Origin of the sequence: Halobacteriovorax sp. RZ-2 (assembly GCF_043196685.1) — a bacterium.
Classification (GTDB): domain Bacteria; phylum Bdellovibrionota; class Bacteriovoracia; order Bacteriovoracales; family Bacteriovoracaceae; genus Halobacteriovorax_A.
Window position 1 is genome coordinate 46,811 of record NZ_JBEBMR010000003.1, and the last position, 17,668, is coordinate 64,478.

The 17,668-nt window shown below is 38.4% G+C and carries 12 protein-coding genes; 9 read left to right on the forward strand and 3 right to left on the reverse strand.

The genetic code is table 11. The features are described 5' to 3' along the window. The first annotated feature begins 25 nt into the window (after window positions 1–25). Window positions 26–178 carry a hypothetical protein gene (locus ABMA78_RS11880; protein ID WP_158246795.1) on the forward strand — a complete coding sequence of 51 codons (153 nt, stop codon included), beginning with the start codon at window positions 26–28 and terminating at the stop codon, window positions 176–178. On the opposite strand, the gene ABMA78_RS11885 is transcribed toward ABMA78_RS11880, so the two are convergent. Beyond that, window positions 175–1,086 (reverse strand): hypothetical protein, encoded by a 912-nt coding sequence (locus ABMA78_RS11885; RefSeq protein WP_392860305.1) that lies wholly within the window; start codon window positions 1,084–1,086, stop codon window positions 175–177. The genes ABMA78_RS11880 and ABMA78_RS11885 overlap by 4 nt on opposite strands. Before the next feature lie 188 nt (window positions 1,087–1,274). Here ABMA78_RS11885 and ABMA78_RS11890 point away from each other — a divergent pair, with 188 nt between their 5' ends. From ABMA78_RS11890 to hemB, 6 genes are all read left to right on the forward strand, one after another. Continuing rightward, window positions 1,275–4,136: a tail fiber domain-containing protein gene (locus ABMA78_RS11890; protein WP_392860306.1), complete on the forward strand. Its 2,862-nt coding sequence runs from the start codon at window positions 1,275–1,277 to the stop codon at window positions 4,134–4,136. Window positions 4,137–4,326: 190 nt separating this feature from the next. Beyond that, window positions 4,327–8,946, forward strand: a complete 4,620-nt coding sequence (locus ABMA78_RS11895) for a hypothetical protein (RefSeq protein ID WP_392860307.1) — start codon at window positions 4,327–4,329, stop codon at window positions 8,944–8,946. A gap of 42 nt (window positions 8,947–8,988) precedes the next feature. Beyond that, on the forward strand, window positions 8,989–9,894 hold the full coding sequence (locus ABMA78_RS11900) for a ParA family protein (protein WP_392860308.1): 906 nt from the start codon (window positions 8,989–8,991) through the stop codon (window positions 9,892–9,894). Window positions 9,895–9,924: 30 nt separating this feature from the next. After that, on the forward strand, window positions 9,925–10,176 hold the full coding sequence (locus ABMA78_RS11905; protein WP_392860310.1) for a hypothetical protein: 252 nt from the start codon (window positions 9,925–9,927) through the stop codon (window positions 10,174–10,176). 42 nt (window positions 10,177–10,218) lie between these two features. Then, the gene (locus ABMA78_RS11910) at window positions 10,219–10,650 is read left to right on the forward strand and encodes a SufE family protein (protein ID WP_392860311.1); all 432 of its coding nucleotides are present in this window, start codon (window positions 10,219–10,221) and stop codon (window positions 10,648–10,650) included. 14 nt (window positions 10,651–10,664) lie between these two features. Then, window positions 10,665–11,654 carry a porphobilinogen synthase gene (gene hemB, locus ABMA78_RS11915; RefSeq protein WP_392860313.1) on the forward strand — a complete coding sequence of 330 codons (990 nt, stop codon included), beginning with the start codon at window positions 10,665–10,667 and terminating at the stop codon, window positions 11,652–11,654. Between the two features lie 210 nt (window positions 11,655–11,864). Here the strand turns inward: hemB and ABMA78_RS11920 are convergent, their stop codons facing one another. After that, window positions 11,865–12,155 carry a hypothetical protein gene (locus ABMA78_RS11920; RefSeq protein ID WP_392860314.1) on the reverse strand — a complete coding sequence of 97 codons (291 nt, stop codon included), beginning with the start codon at window positions 12,153–12,155 and terminating at the stop codon, window positions 11,865–11,867. Between the two features lie 51 nt (window positions 12,156–12,206). On the opposite strand from ABMA78_RS11920, the gene ABMA78_RS11925 reads away from it, so the two are divergent. Further along, the gene (locus tag ABMA78_RS11925) at window positions 12,207–13,610 is read left to right on the forward strand and encodes a TonB-dependent receptor (RefSeq protein WP_392860316.1); all 1,404 of its coding nucleotides are present in this window, start codon (window positions 12,207–12,209) and stop codon (window positions 13,608–13,610) included. Window positions 13,611–13,619: 9 nt separating this feature from the next. Continuing rightward, window positions 13,620–15,926: a penicillin acylase family protein gene (locus tag ABMA78_RS11930; RefSeq protein WP_392860317.1), complete on the forward strand. Its 2,307-nt coding sequence runs from the start codon at window positions 13,620–13,622 to the stop codon at window positions 15,924–15,926. A 3-nt stretch (window positions 15,927–15,929) separates the two neighbouring features. Here ABMA78_RS11930 and ABMA78_RS11935 read toward each other — a convergent pair whose 3' ends face one another. After that, the gene (locus tag ABMA78_RS11935) at window positions 15,930–17,642 is read right to left on the reverse strand and encodes a mechanosensitive ion channel family protein (RefSeq protein ID WP_392860319.1); all 1,713 of its coding nucleotides are present in this window, start codon (window positions 17,640–17,642) and stop codon (window positions 15,930–15,932) included. Between the last annotated feature and the right edge of the window lie 26 nt (window positions 17,643–17,668).

Below are 17,668 nucleotides of genomic sequence, written 5' to 3' on the forward strand. Positions count from 1 at the left end.
TATTGTTTCTAATTAGGGAGGAAAGATGAAAGTAATTCTACTGATTGCCTTATTGTTACAACCTGTTTCTGAAGCTTCTTTCTTTAAGCATAAAAGAGAGAAAGAATCGTTCTTTGCCTATATCATTAGGATATTGATTAAGCCTTCAATCCCTCACGATGGAGAAGGTGATACTTAGAAAGCGTAACCAACAGATAGCCCAAACATTGTTTGATCTGTGGATTGCTGAAAGCCATCTGCAAATTCTTCATCTGCTTGGATAGCATCAAAATTTGCTTTAAAAATAAGTGACTGGGAAGTTGAAACTTTGTACTCAAGTCCTAAACTCACGGATGGAAGAAGCATTGCACTTCCAACTCTTACAGTGTCTTGGATACTTGTTTCAGAACGCCCAAAACCAACTCCAAGTGAAACAAAGTAGCTGAAACGATAGCTCCAGTTATTATCGAATGATATTTTTAGCGCCGCTGTTCCCATCATTCTCTTCGTTTCTTGTTCAACGTTTGGGTTGAGGAGAGTGAGTAGGTCAAGGTCGTAGCGAAAGCCAACAATTGTTTGGAATGTCTGGTTTATAGGGATGGCATAATTGAATTGGAATGTATCCCCAGTTCTTGTGCCATCATTATTTGTACTAGAGCTTGTTGATTCACTTAGGCCCTGATTCTTCCCATAGAAGAATTCAAATCGATTATCATAGCGCTGAAATTGTTTTTCTCTAAGAGACATCTCTTCTTCAGCAAGCATCTTTCTATAATTTTCATCTCCAAGTATCTTTGGGATCTCTAACCAAACTCTTTCAGGAGAATAGTTAACTGTGACAATTTGTCCTTTCTCAAACGGGACTCTGATATTATTGTCTGTTACAATCCACTGTGAGTATTCTTTCGTTATAGAGATGGCACGAGCAGTAAAAGAGATTTCTTTCGAAGAGAATAGGGATACTTGGCCTTTAACGATATTATCTGCTCTTCCTTTACGAATAACAAAAGACATTCCGTCATTGGCAATATTTTGAATGACAATCAAGTTTGTATTGAGGTCGTATTTTTCAGCAAGAGCGTGATTGGCCAATGTTAGAAATGTCATAGTGACTAGTAGAGTTTGCAAAAATCTTTGAAAGCTATTCATGCAAGTATTTTATAACCAATGACAAGTTAAAGAAATCATTGGCAAATACTCCTTATTTGCTCTTGTTAACCAAGTGCTTTGGTATAGTAATATTAATAGTTTAACTTTATTTATTAATCTCCGATATGAATTAGGGATTTATGGATATGAAACTTAATAATACTTTTTACATTCTCTTAGTTGTACTTTTTATTGCGTGTAAACCTGTTAGCAATACAGGCCGTGATAATACTAACTCATCGGATACATCTGATCTTACGAAAAGACATCAGATTACACTTATTGAAGTTTCTTCAAATCAGCTAATTCTTAATGGAACAAATCTTTCAACGATTAGTGCGGTTAAAACAAAGAATGGCCCACAGGTTATCAACTTAAATATTTTATCAAAGTCTTCAAATATGGTGAGGTTAGGGGTTCCTAATGGTTTAAAAATCGTTGGTGGCTTTATCTATGATCTAATTGTAACAGATGCCTTTGGACAAACTGTAACTTCTGTTAGCTTTGATGTTCAAAATAGTTCGATTTCTACAAGTAAAATTCAAGACGGTGCAATCACCAACTCTAAGTTAAGCTCTCTCGGTGCTTCAAGCGCTGGCCAAGTTCTACAGTATAATGGTGCTTCATGGGTTGCGGTTGATTATCTAGGTGGTTCTAATTATTTAGGACGTCTCATTCTTGATACAGGTGGGGGAGTCACAGCTCCTTCTGTTGCTGGAGTTAATAATGGTGACTTCTATGTTGTAAACGACGCTGCACCTGTTGCAGGTGATTTAAATGGTGATGGTAATGTCGAAACCTTTACAGCAGGTGATATTATTCGTTTTAATGAATCAACAAATAAATGGGATCTACAACTAAGTAATGGTAGTTATGCAGGTCCATGGGATATTAATGGCTCACATATCAGACGCACAGGTTCTGGTGGAAAAGTTACAATCTCAGATGACCCATATGAAGGGCCATCAAAGTTAACAGTAAGTGGAAATATTGCAGGTCCTACAACTGCAGAGGAAAGTATTCTTCTTCATGTTGGAGGTAATGTTAGTTCCGGACTTGGTTCAAGTTGGGCAAGAGCTCTCTCTTTTGGATTACGACAAGAACATAACGCTACGATGGGTGTTTACGGTAATAACACAAATGTTGGTGGAATGAACTTCTTCTTTATCGATGTTGATGGAGATGGAGATAGCTTAGCATCAAACTTCTGGAACTCTGCAGAGTTCTTCATCGATTCAGCAGGACGTACATCTATTGGTGGTGTTCCTGATCCTCTCTACCTTTTCTACGTTTACGGAAACTCTGGAATCAACGGCAATTTAAATGTTTCTTCAACGATAACTGCGGCCAACTTTGTTGGAGATGGCTCAGGGATAACAAATATTAATGCTGTTAACATGACAAATAGTGGAACAACGACAATTACAGCTGGTAGCTCTGGCCCAGGTGATATTGCTTTCCAATCAGAGTCTTCTGACTTTGCTCTTTACGATGCAAATGGAAATTTATCTTTTGGACACACATCAAATCTAGGAACATTTAATGCTACTGCACAAATTGATGTGCGTAGTGATTCTGGAGATGCGAGTGGACAGTTTTATTCTTATGGTGGCAATCAGTCATCAATCAATCTTGCAAGCTCTCAAGGGCTAATAACTGCACCGTCAATGACGACAGCGAGTGATGTTCTTGGCCTATTAAACTTTGGTGGAGACACGGGAAGTGGAATTGTAAATACGGCAAGTATTCGTTCAACTGCGACTGAGAACTTTAGTGCAACAAATCTTGGTACGGAGTTAAATTTTTATACGACAGCAAATACGACAAATACTCAACAAGAGAATATGAGGCTTACTCATAATGGAAGACTACTTGTTGGAAGTACTGCTGTTTCTGATACTTCTGGTTATCAAATGGTTGTTGGTGGTAGTACTCAATTGGCCGGCAACTTAAATGTTACAGGGATTTCACAACTTAGTAATACAATTGTTTCAGGGACTCTTTCACACTCTGGAAACCTTTCAACGACAAATCTAACGGCGAGTGGGACCATTCAAGGAAATGGGATTACTTCGACAGGTGGACTTACAAATACTGGCGCATTTAATACAACAGGTGCGGCCGTAGTTAATGGGACTCTTCAGGTAACAGGTAATGCAACTTTTGATAGTGACATTACTGTAACTGGTGACGTTGATTTTGGTAATATCTCTGTTAACACTATTGCTGGGGATGCAACCACAAGTTCTGCATTTTTTGGCCAGGTGACTTCTGCACAGAAAATTATTTCACAGGGTGGAATTGATAATGTCGTGTTTAAAGGTGGTACGTTAAATAATTTTGAAGTTTTAGTTGATAATGGCTCAGGTATTAAGCTTGGAAACTTAAATACGGCAGGAGCTGTAGGCTCAAATTTACCTGTGACAATTTCTACTGCAAACACTGATCGTATGACTGTTACGGCCGCTGGACGTGTTGGGGTAGGAACGACAACACCTTCGGAACAATTTCATGTGGTAGGGAATCTAAGAGTTCAAGGCTCGACAGATTGTACACTTGGAGCTGGGGCCGGAGCAACAAATTGTACTTCAGATAAAAGACTAAAAGATAATGTGACGGAGATTGATCATGCCCTTGATAAGATCAAGGCCCTTAAAGGTGTTGAATTTGATTGGAATGATAAATCACTCTCTCCTGGAATGCACTCAATAGGTGTCATCGCTCAAGATGTTCAGGCGCAATTTCCAACGGCCGTAATTGAAAATGCAGATGGTTGGCTATCTGTTGATTATGCTGTTCTTGTTTCGCCACTTATTGAAGCGGTTAAAGAGCTAGATGAGAATATGGCCATGTATAAGGTTATGAGTGAAGGTGTTGAGGCCCAAGTTTCAACAAATACTCGTGAGATTGCTTCTTTGAAAGAAGAGAATAATAAGCTTAAAGAAGAGAATGAAGAAATGAGAGAAGCACTTTGCTCACTTAATCAAAACTTTAAGTTCTGTCAGTAGGTGATCGCGCTTGTCAGTTATTTTAGGCGCTTTGTCTACTTGTTCCATTTCTAAGTATTCAATATCACATCATTCTAGAGGCAAGATTAGCTATCTTCTATAATATTGAAATAACGTAAGTGTTTATTTGTCTTTGTTTAAAGTTAAGAAATATTTTGGCGATAAGTTATTGGGATACTTGGGAAAGATAATGAATCGTATACTTTTAATTTCAATATTTTTAAGTGCTTTCATCGGCTGTACACCGCAGATGAATTCTTTAAAGCAGGCAAGCTGTGATGATGGGCACTACTTTGATGAAATCACAAGAAGTTGTATTCTTGACGTTTCTCCAAAGGCACCGGTTATTACAACAACTTCAGTTTCATTGATTGAAGATGCGGCCAAGACAAGTTTTCCAATTTCTTTCACAGATCAAAATGGGGGAATACCTACTTCATGTACTATTGTTAATAGCGCAACAGGTTTAAATCAATCGATAACAATTGGTTCAATGACATTTGAAAGAGTAAATACTTGGCAGAATGCAATGAATCACTCAGAACTTTATCTTGAACTTGTTGATAACCCATCTGTTTCGGCCGGTTCTGAAGTCGTTTCAATTGCAACAAATACAATTACGGTTCAAATTGATGCAGGCTTTTCAACTTCGCTGCAAATTATTAATGCAATTAACTCAAGTGTAACAATTAATCCAATCATTGTTGCAACGATAACTGGTCCAAATACAACGGAGAGTCCAACACCTGGAATTAAAATGTTAGGTGCAACTTGTGAGTGTATTAGTGGTACTTGTTCGATGAATATTGAGCCTTCTCGCCATACAAATGGATCTTCATATATTGACTTCTACATCAGTGATGATGATGGAGATAGTGCTGTTTCAAGGTTATATGTCGATGTGACAAATGTTGATCAAGCACCAAGTGTTGCTGCAACAAGAAGTGCGACTGTCGCTGAAGATTCTCTCATTACTTTTGAATTTGATAGTGAAGTTAATGAAATACCTGTCTCAGGTTACTTTGATTATGATGGTGACTTTGCAACTTACTGTATTGCAAGCTCGGTTCATGCAAGTGTACAAAACTCAAATATTTCATGTAATTGTTCACTCGGTAAGTGTACATTAGCGTTTACTACTAGTGCCGATTATTTCAATGCGGCCGCAGAAGATATGGTCGAGTACCAAATCTATGCAAATGGCCAGTATTCAAATACTGGAGTTGCTTCAGTTCGAATCACTGAAGTTGATGATGAGCCAGTTGCTGCAAATATTATTACAGTTACTGTTGATGAGGATAGTACTGGAACTCCTGGTGCTCAAACGGCAGTCGGTCTCTATTTCCCAACTGCATCTGATGATTCTTACATGGGATTTCCAAGCTCTGATCTACGTTATAAATTTAAAAATTTAACAAGTTACCCTGATATTCAAGGTTCTTGTACAGGAGCTCCAGGAGATACTTTCCATGCTAATAGTGTGGACGACGCTACTTTTTGTAATCTCTTCTTTGATGGAAATGCAAATGGTGTCTTTACTGTCGAGTATCAAATTTCGGATTCTCCACTTCCTTTAACGAGTATGGCAGACTTCCATACGACAGGTTATATCAATGTTGTCATCAATGCTAAAAATGATCCGCCTGTTGTGGCAGGTGGCCCTTTTACGCACACGATGAATGAGTCTTCAGATTGGAATAAAGTAAGTGAAACAATTTCACTAGGAAGTGTTTCTGATGTCGACAATACAACATCAACTCTTACAGTTTACTTCATTGATGGAAGTGGAAATCGTATCAACACGATGGCAGGGCAAGGATCTCTTGCTGGTACTGAAGGAACAATTAAAGATTGTGCCATCTCTTCAGGTGGTGCCATCACATGTTTATATGAAACATTAAATGGTAATAGTGCTAACACAATGGGAACTCCTGATGACTTCCAATTTGTTGTTAGGGATTCAAGCAATGCAGAATCAGTTGTACAAAGTCTTGATGTTATAGTTCAAGAAACTTCTGATGCTCCTGTCATTTGTAATTATTCAGTTTATGATCGCCGCGCAGGACGTACTGAATGTGGTGTTAATAATTGTATTGGTCATGGAGCTCCTAGCTTCAATCCTACTTCTCACGTAAGTGATAATCCTGTTGTCTATTTCGATCGTACTAATGGACTATGTTATGAATCAGTTGATACTGATGACTGGGCCGTTGCTTCAAATAATGGCGTTCAGAATGCAAGCTTTATGAGTGATGTTATCGTAGGTGAAAAAGAAGATATTATTATTGATAATGTTATTATCAGTGAAGGTGGAAGCATTAATGAAGCTTCTCAAACGGTAACGATTGAAAATGTTGTTTCAACTAATAATGTTCTTATTCAGCCAATGAATATTCAATTCTTAAAAGATACTGACCTTGATGGTGAATATAGTGAAGCAGGGGATCTTGCTGCTATAAATGGGGCCATGGCCAGCGGAGTAATCGATAATGGAATTTCAATCAATGAAATTCTTAGAATCAAAATGATCCCAACGGCATCGCAATTTGGTGAAACGACAATTTCATTTGACCTTGTTGATAATGGTACTGGTGCACCAAGAACATCTGTTTCTTTCAAAGTTAGAGTTGAGCCTCAAACAGTTGCTCATCACGGTTGGGCCGATGTAAAAGCACTTGGTACAAAAGTTAACCACTTTGGTATTCGAGTGGAGTCTAGTTTTACTTGTTCTCACTCTCTTACAAAATGTGATGGTGGAAATGAGTGTTACGGAACAGTTTCACCAGCTACTAATAATATTGTCCCGGATGCGCCTGGAGCAATTTATCGTACGGCATCTAATCAGTGTTATTACTCAACAGGGACAACTTCAAATGATTGGGTATTAGTTAATAAATCTGTTGCTTGTAATATTTCAGAAGTTAATCGTGATTATACAACTAATGGACTTCTAGAAGATACAACGACGACTTGTGATGATCTTGGTAGTGCAAGTTGTATTGGTGATGTTACATATGACTCAGGTGATGCATCATCTGTTAGTGTTGTCTTCAACTCTCAAACTGAAACATTATTAGCAAGTGATAATGATGGAAAATTCCTATTTAATACAGGTTACCGTGCAACAACGGGTGAAGATTGTTTCTACTCTGATGGGACAAATTGGATTCCATATCATGGAACTTCAAGTGTGAATCTTGAATGGGAGAACTTCACTGTAGGTACATCTGGAGCAATTCTAGGTTATAATGTCTATCGTAAGAAGGCAGGGCCTCTTCATACTTTTAATTACAGTAACCCTCTAAACCGAAGCCTTATTACTTCATCAAATACATATGTTGATAATGGGGAGAACTCACGTTTAGCTCCTGTTCCAAATCACACTTATGTCTATGAAGTAAGACCTGTTCTAAGTTTTACGAATCAACTAGGTGATAATGAATCTTTAGAGATTACAACAAATAATAATGTAGCGAAGCTAACAGTCGTTGCTCCTCAAGAGAACTTTGCCTTTGTTCACCGCTGGATGGTTAACAAGAAGGCATGTGAGATGATGCATTCAGACTCTTTCATTGATAGCAATTATGTATGCGAGTACAAAGGCTTTGGTGATACTGCTTCTGCTCTTGGGACTATTGGCTCAATTTATGACTTTGGCAAAGACTTACTTGTTCCTCGTTTTGAAATGGGATGTCCGTATTCTAAAACAAGTTGTGATACAACAGATGGACAATGTGTCGCTCAAAACCTAGGTGCTTATGATGGGCCAGATGGATCTGTTTTCTATGAGAGATCAACAGGCTCTTGTTATGTGAAAAATGGGGTATGGCAGAGTTTCTCTAATCAGACTCTTGATTCAGCAGTGGCATTTCAATCTTTCTTGCCACCGCTAACAAATATTACAAATGCTAATGCTGTAAATGCATGTACGACTCTTACAGGATCTCCGACTATTGTTGGATATGGAGCGGCGACATCTTATAAGCTTCCAACACGTGACGAGCAGATCGCTTATAGTGCTTGGGATGTAAGAGCAACTTCTGATGCAAATATCGAAGTCGTGGAAAGGGGACTAGCACTAAACTCTTCTAGTAAATGTAATGCATCAGGGGCAAGTGGCCTTGAGTCTTCGTACATGGATATCGATAATTTAAGTTCATCTGATATTCACACTATCCCTGGAACAAACTCTTCAGGTATTCGCTCACTTCATACAGGGTCTGTATTTACTCAGGACTGTACTTCGGCCTTTGGTGTACAAGATGCTGTCGGAAATGTTGCAGAGATTTCAGATACTGCATATGGCTTCAACGCTAATATCTACTCTTTTGCTTCAATCGTTTCGACTAAGGCCGATATTTATGGTGGAACAGGTGATTACCTAATGGATTCATTTATTGGGCCATGTAATGACTCGGATGGGGACAATGATTGTGATCTTGAGCTTGATAGCCACTTATTCGAAAATGTTTCAGATTATAGTGCAAGATACTTTAACTATGTTTTTGGTATTCCTATTTCTAATGCCGCTAAGGCCACTGAAGATGCCATGCCTGGAAGTGTCATTAATGATTATACTCTAAGAATTGGTTCAACTGCTGGAATCACGAACTCTCAACTTCATGATGATGAGATTTTTAGAATCTTTAACAACACTAATGGAGTTAACGGAAGTATGGTTAGTGGTGGTGATTATGCAAGTCTTTCTGGTGCAGGTGTCTACGCATTTGAATTTCTTCCTGATGCTGAGGCGAGTAGTAGAATTGGTCTGCGTTGTGTTATCGAACTTGACCCAAATCAGTATGACTAATTGGTGCCAACACTTAAAATTATGATATAATCTCTGAGTATCATGACAATGAATGATTCTTGGGAGAAGGTTATGTTCTTTGGTCGCAATCGTGCTGAAAAATCACAAGACTTAGGAAAAGGAAAAATCATTTCTTTTCTTAACCAAAAAGGTGGAGTTGGTAAAACAACGATGTGTTTTAATACGGCACATGCCTTGGCCCAGAAAGGACATAAGGTTCTTGTTATTGATATGGATCCTCAGGCCAATATGAGCTATCTCTTTGGCCACGAAGAAAGCCGCGATAGCATTAGTATTTTCAACCTGCTACTTAACTCTGTAAAAGAGCTTAAGCATATGCACACTTCAACTATTTTTGAAAAAGTCGTATTTAAAACAGATGTAGGTGTGGATCTTCTTCCATCTGCCCAAGAACTATCTGGATTTGAATTATGTGTGGCGGGAATAAGTTCTCCACGACAAATGATTTTAAAAAAATATGTTGAGCAAGCTGGAATTAGAAAACGCTACGACTATATTCTTATTGATTGCCCTCCAACACTTGGACTTCTCGTTGTTAATAGTATTTGTGTGAGTGATGGAGTCATTGTTCCTTTTAGGCCTGATGACTTTTCAATGAAGGGACTAGAGCATTTCTATGGAATGCTCTCTGATATTGAGGATATGGAAATTGTTAAGCTTCCTGGGATAATCACGCATATTCCAAATCTAATGGACACTAGACGTAAGCAAGAGGAAAGTGATCTTGACGAGATTAAGGAACTTATTCGAAAGGTAACTGGAGATGACCGCTTTATTGCTCCATTCTTTAATAAGGCCCAGATTGTGAAATCTCAGGCCGCTAAAAAGTCAATCTATGCCTATAATTCCAAGGAATATCGCCCGCTACATGAACAATTTAATAAAATCGCAAATTTAATTGATTCGTGGAATGATTCGACTTTATAACTATAATTAAGAGACAAAAAAGGAGCTTTCGTGGCCACAATTAAGAACCCATTATATGTTGTAACTAACGAAGGACGTGACGTGGAAGGTGTCGCTACTTATCTTGAATTATTGGTAAAGAAATTTGGTTTGCAACCATACCTTGATATTTTAGACTCAATGATTGCGATGCTAACGAATCAAGTTGGAAATTACGGATTTTTCATTGCCCTTCAAAACTTTATTGACCACATTGCCGCTCAAATAGAAAAAGTAGTGGAGTTTGCTTCACGCATTATCTAAAAAATGCTAGACTCCGATACATATTGACTTAAGGAGTTCATTTTGCAAATACAAGAAAGAGTTGACGCACTTATTTCAGAATTCAACGGCTTTGGCGATTGGGAAGATCGCTATATGCACATCATCTCTCGTGGAAAAGAGATGGAATCCCTACCTGAAGATTTACAAAAAGAAGAATATAAAGTGAAAGGATGCCAGTCCCAAGTATGGCTAATTCCAGAGCTTAAAGATGGCAAGCTTTACTTTCGTGCCGACAGTGATGCGGCCATCGTAAAGGGAATTGTTTCAATTCTTGTTGGTGTTTATTCGAATGCCACACCAGATGAAATTCTTGCAACGAAGCCTGATTTCTTAGATACAATTGGCCTTCGCCAACACTTATCAATGTCTCGTGCCAACGGACTTTCGAGCATGATTAAGCAAATCTCAATGTATGCTCTTGCATTTAAAACTAAAATTCAAATGGGATTATAAAAGGGACTATAGAGATGTATTTAAATAATATTCGACCAAGAAGAAATAGAAAGAATCATGCGATGAGATCTCTTATGCGTGAGACGACTCTGACTGTAGATGATCTAATTATGCCTCTGTTCGTTATCGACGGACAAAATCAAACAGTACCAGTGACATCTATGCCTGGGATTAATCGTTACTCTCGTGATCTTATCGTTAGGGAAGTAAAAGAGCTTTGGAACTTAGGTATTAAGTGTGTTTCACTATTTCCTGCCCTTGATGATTCAATTAAGGATCGCTTTGCTACTGAATCAAAGAATCCAAATGGCCTTCTTCAACAGACAATTAAAGATATTAAGAATGCTTGTCCTGATATGCTTATCATGACAGATGTTGCAATGGATCCTTACTCAAGTGATGGCCATGATGGGCTTGTTTGTGAAAAGACTGGTGAGATTTTAAATGATGAAACACTAGATATTCTTGCGGCCATGGCACTTGCACAGGCCCAAGCGGGAAGTGATATCATTGGCCCATCAGATATGATGGATGGCCGTATTGCGGTTATTCGTGAGGCCCTTGATAGTGATTCATTCACTAACACGCAAATTATGTCTTATACGGCCAAGTATGCTTCAGCATTCTATGGGCCTTTTAGAGATGCTCTTGATAGTGCACCTAAAGCAGGTGATAAGAAGACTTATCAAATGGATCCGGCCAATACAATTGAGGCCTTACGTGAAATTGAACTTGATGAAGCTGAGGGAGCAGATATCTTAATGGTTAAGCCAGGAATCAGCTACCTTGATATCATCGCTAAGATGAAAGAGCGTACAAATCTTCCAGTTGCTGCATATAATGTGTCAGGTGAGTATGCAATGGTAAAAGCCGCTGCCCAAAATGGTTGGGTTGATGGCGATGCTGTAGCAATGGAGATGTTAACGAGCTTTAAGCGCGCTGGATGCGATATGATTTTAACGTATTTCGCTAAAGAAGTGGCCGTTCAATTTGCCAAAAACTAATTCTATTTAATCTTTGACCTTAATAGGGATGTAGGCCTTAGCTCTTTTTTCGCGGGCCTGCTTCTCTTTCACTGAAGCAATTCCAACTAAAATACCGACGATGATAACAGGAATCCACATAATCACTCCTTGGTTCCTTTCCTAAGGATATTATAGCATCGTTATCGGATAATATTTGATAAATCTAAGTCAATTTTTTGTGAACTTCACCTAAATACTTGAATCTACGTAGTCTTTTAAGACTTGAGCAGACTCTTTGGTGCCGTCTTTAAACCACTTTGCCTCAGGATAACTGACAATATGGATACCTTCGCGGCATTTTCCGAGGCAGTCGCTTGATGTAACCCTGACAACACCCTTTCCATATTTTTCATTGAAATAAGACTTCAATTCGCTCTTTAGGGCCATGGCATCTTCAAGCATAGGGCACTCATTCTTCTTACAGCTCTTGCAAATAAAGATGTGTTTTTTAAAGAGATTCGTGTCGTGTTCTTTTGCCATATAGAGTCCTAAGCTGTTATTATAACTAAAAAAATTTAAGGAATTTATACTATGGATTTTTGCCAAATTCTATCAGCAAAACAAAAAGCATTACAAATTAATTTAGATAATAAAGTTTACGGCAGTTTCGCAGAAATTGGCGCAGGACAAGAAGTTGCACGCGAGTTCTTTAGAGCTGGTGGGGCGGCTGGTACTGTTGCTAAGACGATGTCTGCTTATGATATGCAAATCTCTGATGCGATCTACGGTGTGGAAGCGTCGGGACGTTATGTTTCACAAGGTCGTCTGCATACGATGCTAGAGACTGAGTTTACAAAGATGTACAAGCGTCTCAAGGATCAAAGAGAAGAAGGAACGAAATTCTTCTGCTTTGCCGATACTGTTGCTGCAAAAAGTTACTCGGGACGCGGTGAGTGTCACGGTTGGCTTGGTGTTCGCTTTCAACATGAAGCAGGAGCTGCACCATCTGATCTTATTCTTCACGTAAATATGCTTGATCAAGAAAATCTTCAGCAACAAGAGGCCATTGGTTTTCTTGGTGTAAATATGATTCACAGCTGTTTCTACAATACGAGTGATTCTTCTCATTTAGTTTCATCTCTAATGGATAACCTTTCAGCAAGTCGTTTAAGAATTGATATGATTGACGTTAGAGGCCCTGCCTTTGATGGTATTGATCCACGTATTCTTTCTTTAGAACTTGTTAAGAGAAAGTTTACTTCGGCCGTGATGTTTGATGAGAATGGTAAAGTTGTTCAAATCAAGGATTACTTATATCGCAAGCCACTTGTTGTTCTTAGAGGTTCTTTTAGGCCACCAACAAAGGGTAATGTTGATGCTCTTAAAGTTGGGCGTGAGCTATTATGTACAAGTGAGAAATGTGAGAATGTTGTGACTCTTTCAGAGATTTCAATGTCAAAACTTCTTTCTCGTTCATCATCAATTGATAATGCTGACTTCTTAGCTCGTGTTGATTTACTTGCAAAGATTAAGCAAAAAGTTTTGATCACAAACTTTGCTTCTTATTTCGAATTAAATCAATTCTTACAACCAATTGCTAAGAATCAAATTGCTTTTATTACAAACACATACAACTTAAATGAAATTTTAAATATCAAGCATTATGAGAATACATCTTTTGGAATTCTTGGTGGCCTTGGAGAGTTATTTGGACTTAACACGAAGTTATACCTCTACCCATGTGCCGATGATCATGACTCAAAGAAACGCTTAAGCTTTGCGGATGTAACTTATGATAGCTCGCTAGAGTTTCTTGTTAAGTACCTTCGTGAAAATAAGCTAATCGTTGATCTTGAAGGTTATGATCAAGAAGCATCAGGAATCTGGTCTCGAACAGTTATTGAAATGATCGAAAAAGATGAGAGTGGTTGGGAAAAAATGCTTCCAGAGGAAGTCGTTGAATTAGTTAAAAGTAACAATCTATTTAAGAATTAAGAGATCATCATGAGAAAGATTCTAGGTATTGCTATCGGCCTTTTTGTTTTAATAATCGCTTCTGTTTATTTTATGCTCTTAGGCTCTTTCCCGGTAATGCATGGAAGTCTTAAAATCGATGGCCTAAATGGTTTAACAAAGATTTATCGTGACCACGAAGGTGTTGTTCACATCGAAGCGGACTCTCGCCACGATATGAATTATGCTCTTGGTTTTTCAATGGCCAGTGACCGTAACTTTCAATATGAACTTATAAGTCGTGCTGGACAGGGAAGACTTGCCGAAATCCTTGGCCCTGATCTTATTGCTGTCGATAAACTTTTTCGCACTTTAAATTCTAAGTATATTCGTGAAGGTATTTTGGCCTCTCTTGATCCGGTTGTTAAAAGAGACCTTGAATCATTTATGGCCGGCTATAATTACTATCTTGAAAATAATGTAAGGCCAATTGAGTTTTTCTTATTAGGAATTAGGCCAAAGAAAATTGATATTGAGGATATCTATGGTGTCTTCGTCTATCTAAACTATAGCTTCTCTCCATTTATGAGAAATGAAGTTGCTTATCAAAGTATTATGGCCAAGGTTAAGCATCGTGACTTCAAGTATCTATTTGCTAATAACGAAGTTGATTTTTCGAAGCGTTTAAGACGTGTCGTTGATGCAAGCTTTATCGACTATGAATCACTTTTAAAAGGTATCGGGACATTTACAGGCTCAAATGCTTGGGCAATCTCTGGCAAAAAGACAAAGTCTGGAAGCCCAATCCTTGCAAGTGATCCACATATTAATTTCTCAGCTCCAAATATTTGGTATGAAGCAAATATAAAGAATAAAGAAGAAGGCTTTCATATGTATGGCCACTTTCTACCACTGATTCCATTTCCGGCCATGGGACATAATCGTAAGCTCGGTTGGGGATTAACTATCAGTTATACAGATGATGTTGATCTCTATCAGTTAGAAGATGATTTTGAAGTTGTTCGCATTGAGGATTCACTAATTAAAGTTAAAGGTGAAGACTCAATTGATTTTCAAATTAAGTGGAGTGAAAAAGGGCCTGTTGTTAATGAGATCGTTCAGGCCGTAAATAAAGATGCGAAGAATATCGCCGCTCATTTTAGCTTTTTTCAAGAAGGTAATAAACCGATTGAAGGTTTTTTTGGGCTAGGCCGTGCAAAGAACTTAGAAGAGATTAAGAAGGCCACAAGTATTGTAAAGTCCCCTGGCCTAAATATTGTCTATGCTGATGCTGATGGTAATGTTGCTAGACTTATCATGGGTGATAGCTATAAGAGGTCTCATCCTTTTGAGTCAGATCTTGTACAAACTCCAGATCGTAAGATTTTAGGCGTCTATTCATTTGATGAGAAGCCACATGAAATTAACCCTGAAAATGGTTTTATTGTTTCTGCTAATGATGCACCTAAGACAATGAAGGAAGGAATCTATCATCGTGGAGGTTGGCACTCAGATAATCGCTACAATACAATCCTAAAGTCACTCGAACTTCGTGATAACTGGGATATGGATTCTCAAAAGATGGTACAAACTGCAAGCTTTAGTACGAATAATCGCAAGATGCAGAAGATCATTCATAATGCAGTTAAGAAATATCCGATGAGCTCTCTTGAAGAAGAGGCCCTTGAAGTTTTTATGGATTGGAAAGGACACTCTCGTAAGGAGCAAGTTGCACCTACAATATTTCATGAAACTAATATGCGTATCCGTAAACTTCTAATGGATGAGATGGGCGAGGACTACACTAAGTATTGTAAGGCCATCAATTCTTGGATTTTCTACTATCGTCTACTTGATACACCATTTGATAATTGGTGGGATATTGAAAAAACTGCACCTGTGGAAGATCGTGATACTGTTGTTGCTATGGCATTTAAAGAAGCTGTGGCGTACTTAAAGGACGAACTTGGTGAAGACATAAGTACTTGGCGTTGGGGACGTGTTCACCAACTTACGATGCCTCACCCTTTTGCAAAGAATAAGTACCTTGCAAAGCTATTTAACCATGGTCCTTATGAGGCAAATGGCTCGATCAATAGCATTAATCATATTCGACGTGTCTCTTGTGACAGTGGGCATACGCCGGTAACTGGGCCTAGTACTCGTCGTCTTATCGATTTTGCTAATGTTGATATTTCTTATGGAATTCTACCTTTAGGAAACTCTGGACATATGCTTTCTCCTTATTATGATAATCAGAGAGAGCGTTTTATGAATGATGAGTATCGTCCTCAAATTTTTAGCTTTGATCTTATGAAGAAGTCAGGCCCTAAAGTTTTAACTCTAAGGCCTTTGTAGATTTTATTTTAATCGAAGTTCAGACGAGCGGTTAGGTGCATTCCACCTGTCGCTCGCAAGCTCATCTGCAATCTGCTGTGAGCGGCCAAAATCCACGTCTTCTTGCGTATAAGTGACACCAGGGTCCTGTTGAACATGAAGAGTTTGGGTAGGGAAAGCAAAGTTAATTCCGTGCTTCTTAGCGGCCCTTAGGATATCGAGTAAGAATTTATGCTTCTCATTTAATTCATCATCCCAGCTTGGCACTTCCCAAAACATATACACGAGAATATTGAGTGAGCTTGCACCCATGCTATTAAAATAAACTTGAAAATTATCTTTTCTCGTCATCGGGTGTGCAACGATAATTTGGCGAATACTTTCACAAAAATTTTCAATCTTCTCTGGTGGAGTCGCATAATCGATTCCTAAAGTTGTGTTAAAACGACGAAAGCGTCTGCGCCCAAGGTTGTCTATATTGGCGTTGATAAGATTTCCATTTGGAACGGATAGGAGCGAGTTGTGAAATGTTCTGATCCTTGTGGATCTCATTCCCACTTCTTCAATGATTCCTTCGATATCATTATTAATCTTTACCCAGTCTCCAATTGTAAAAGGGTTATCAAAAAGAACTGTAAATGAACCAAAGAGGTTAGAAATTGTATCCTTGGCCGCAAGTGCAAAGGCGATCCCCCCAATTCCCATACCGGCAAGGATTGATTTCATATCCAGTTCGAGGGCATCACCAATAAAAATGATACCGACTGCATAGATAAAGAATCTTGCTGTCTTTCTAATAAGTGGAACAACAATATCATCAAATTTATTCTCTGTTTCACGTGCCTTGTCCTCAAGGTAGAGGCAGATAACAGTTAGTAGTTGATTAAGAATAAAGACGACTGAAATGGCCATGACGATATCGCATGCCTTAACGACTAAGACGAGAGCATCGGCAGGCAGATCAATCCACGTAGCAAGTGTTTGGAAAATATAGGCAAAGGCAAGGCTACCAAATGGTGAAGTTAGCCTATTTTGTTGTTTTTCAGTAAAGGTAATATTTCTTTTCTTAAGAATTGATATTGTTTTGGCCGCAATATAATGGCGCACAATTCGGTCAATAATAAAACTAAAGAGAGTAATGACAAGTAAGAGTATCCAGTGAATATTTAAAAGAAGGAAGCGCTGATGAAAAGTCCATGCAGGTAGATATTCTTTTAAACGCTCTTTTGGAGACTGACTATAGACGACATCCTTTGCAACTTTCTTACCCTTTAGTGAGAGGTCATAAAAACGTAGCGACGACATTGTTTCTTTCGTAAAAAGCCACACCATTTTATCCCCACGCTGTACTTGGCGAATAGAAATTTCAACATTGTGATCTTTATTTTCTACTTGTACGACTTCTTTTCGGTAGTACCAGATTCCATCATCAACTTTACGAGGAATTCTCTTTACATCAATATATTCGATACGATCAAAAACAGTAATAAGAGTTCTTGAGAAATCTTTTAATTTAAATTCCTTAACTGTATCCGGAATATGGCGTCCGTCTAGTGCCAGTACCGCTTGTTCAAGTCCTTGGTCATTTCCAAGTTTATAGGCCTTCATGGACTTAAGGAAATAATTCATGGTTGCACGAGGAGAGCTTAAGTCGAGGGGAGGTAGCTTCTGGGCAAAGGCCTGGGACTTAAGGATTAAAACAAAGATAAGGAAAAGCTGAAGAAAAAATTTATTCATAATAATCTCATTTATTTCGAAAAAAT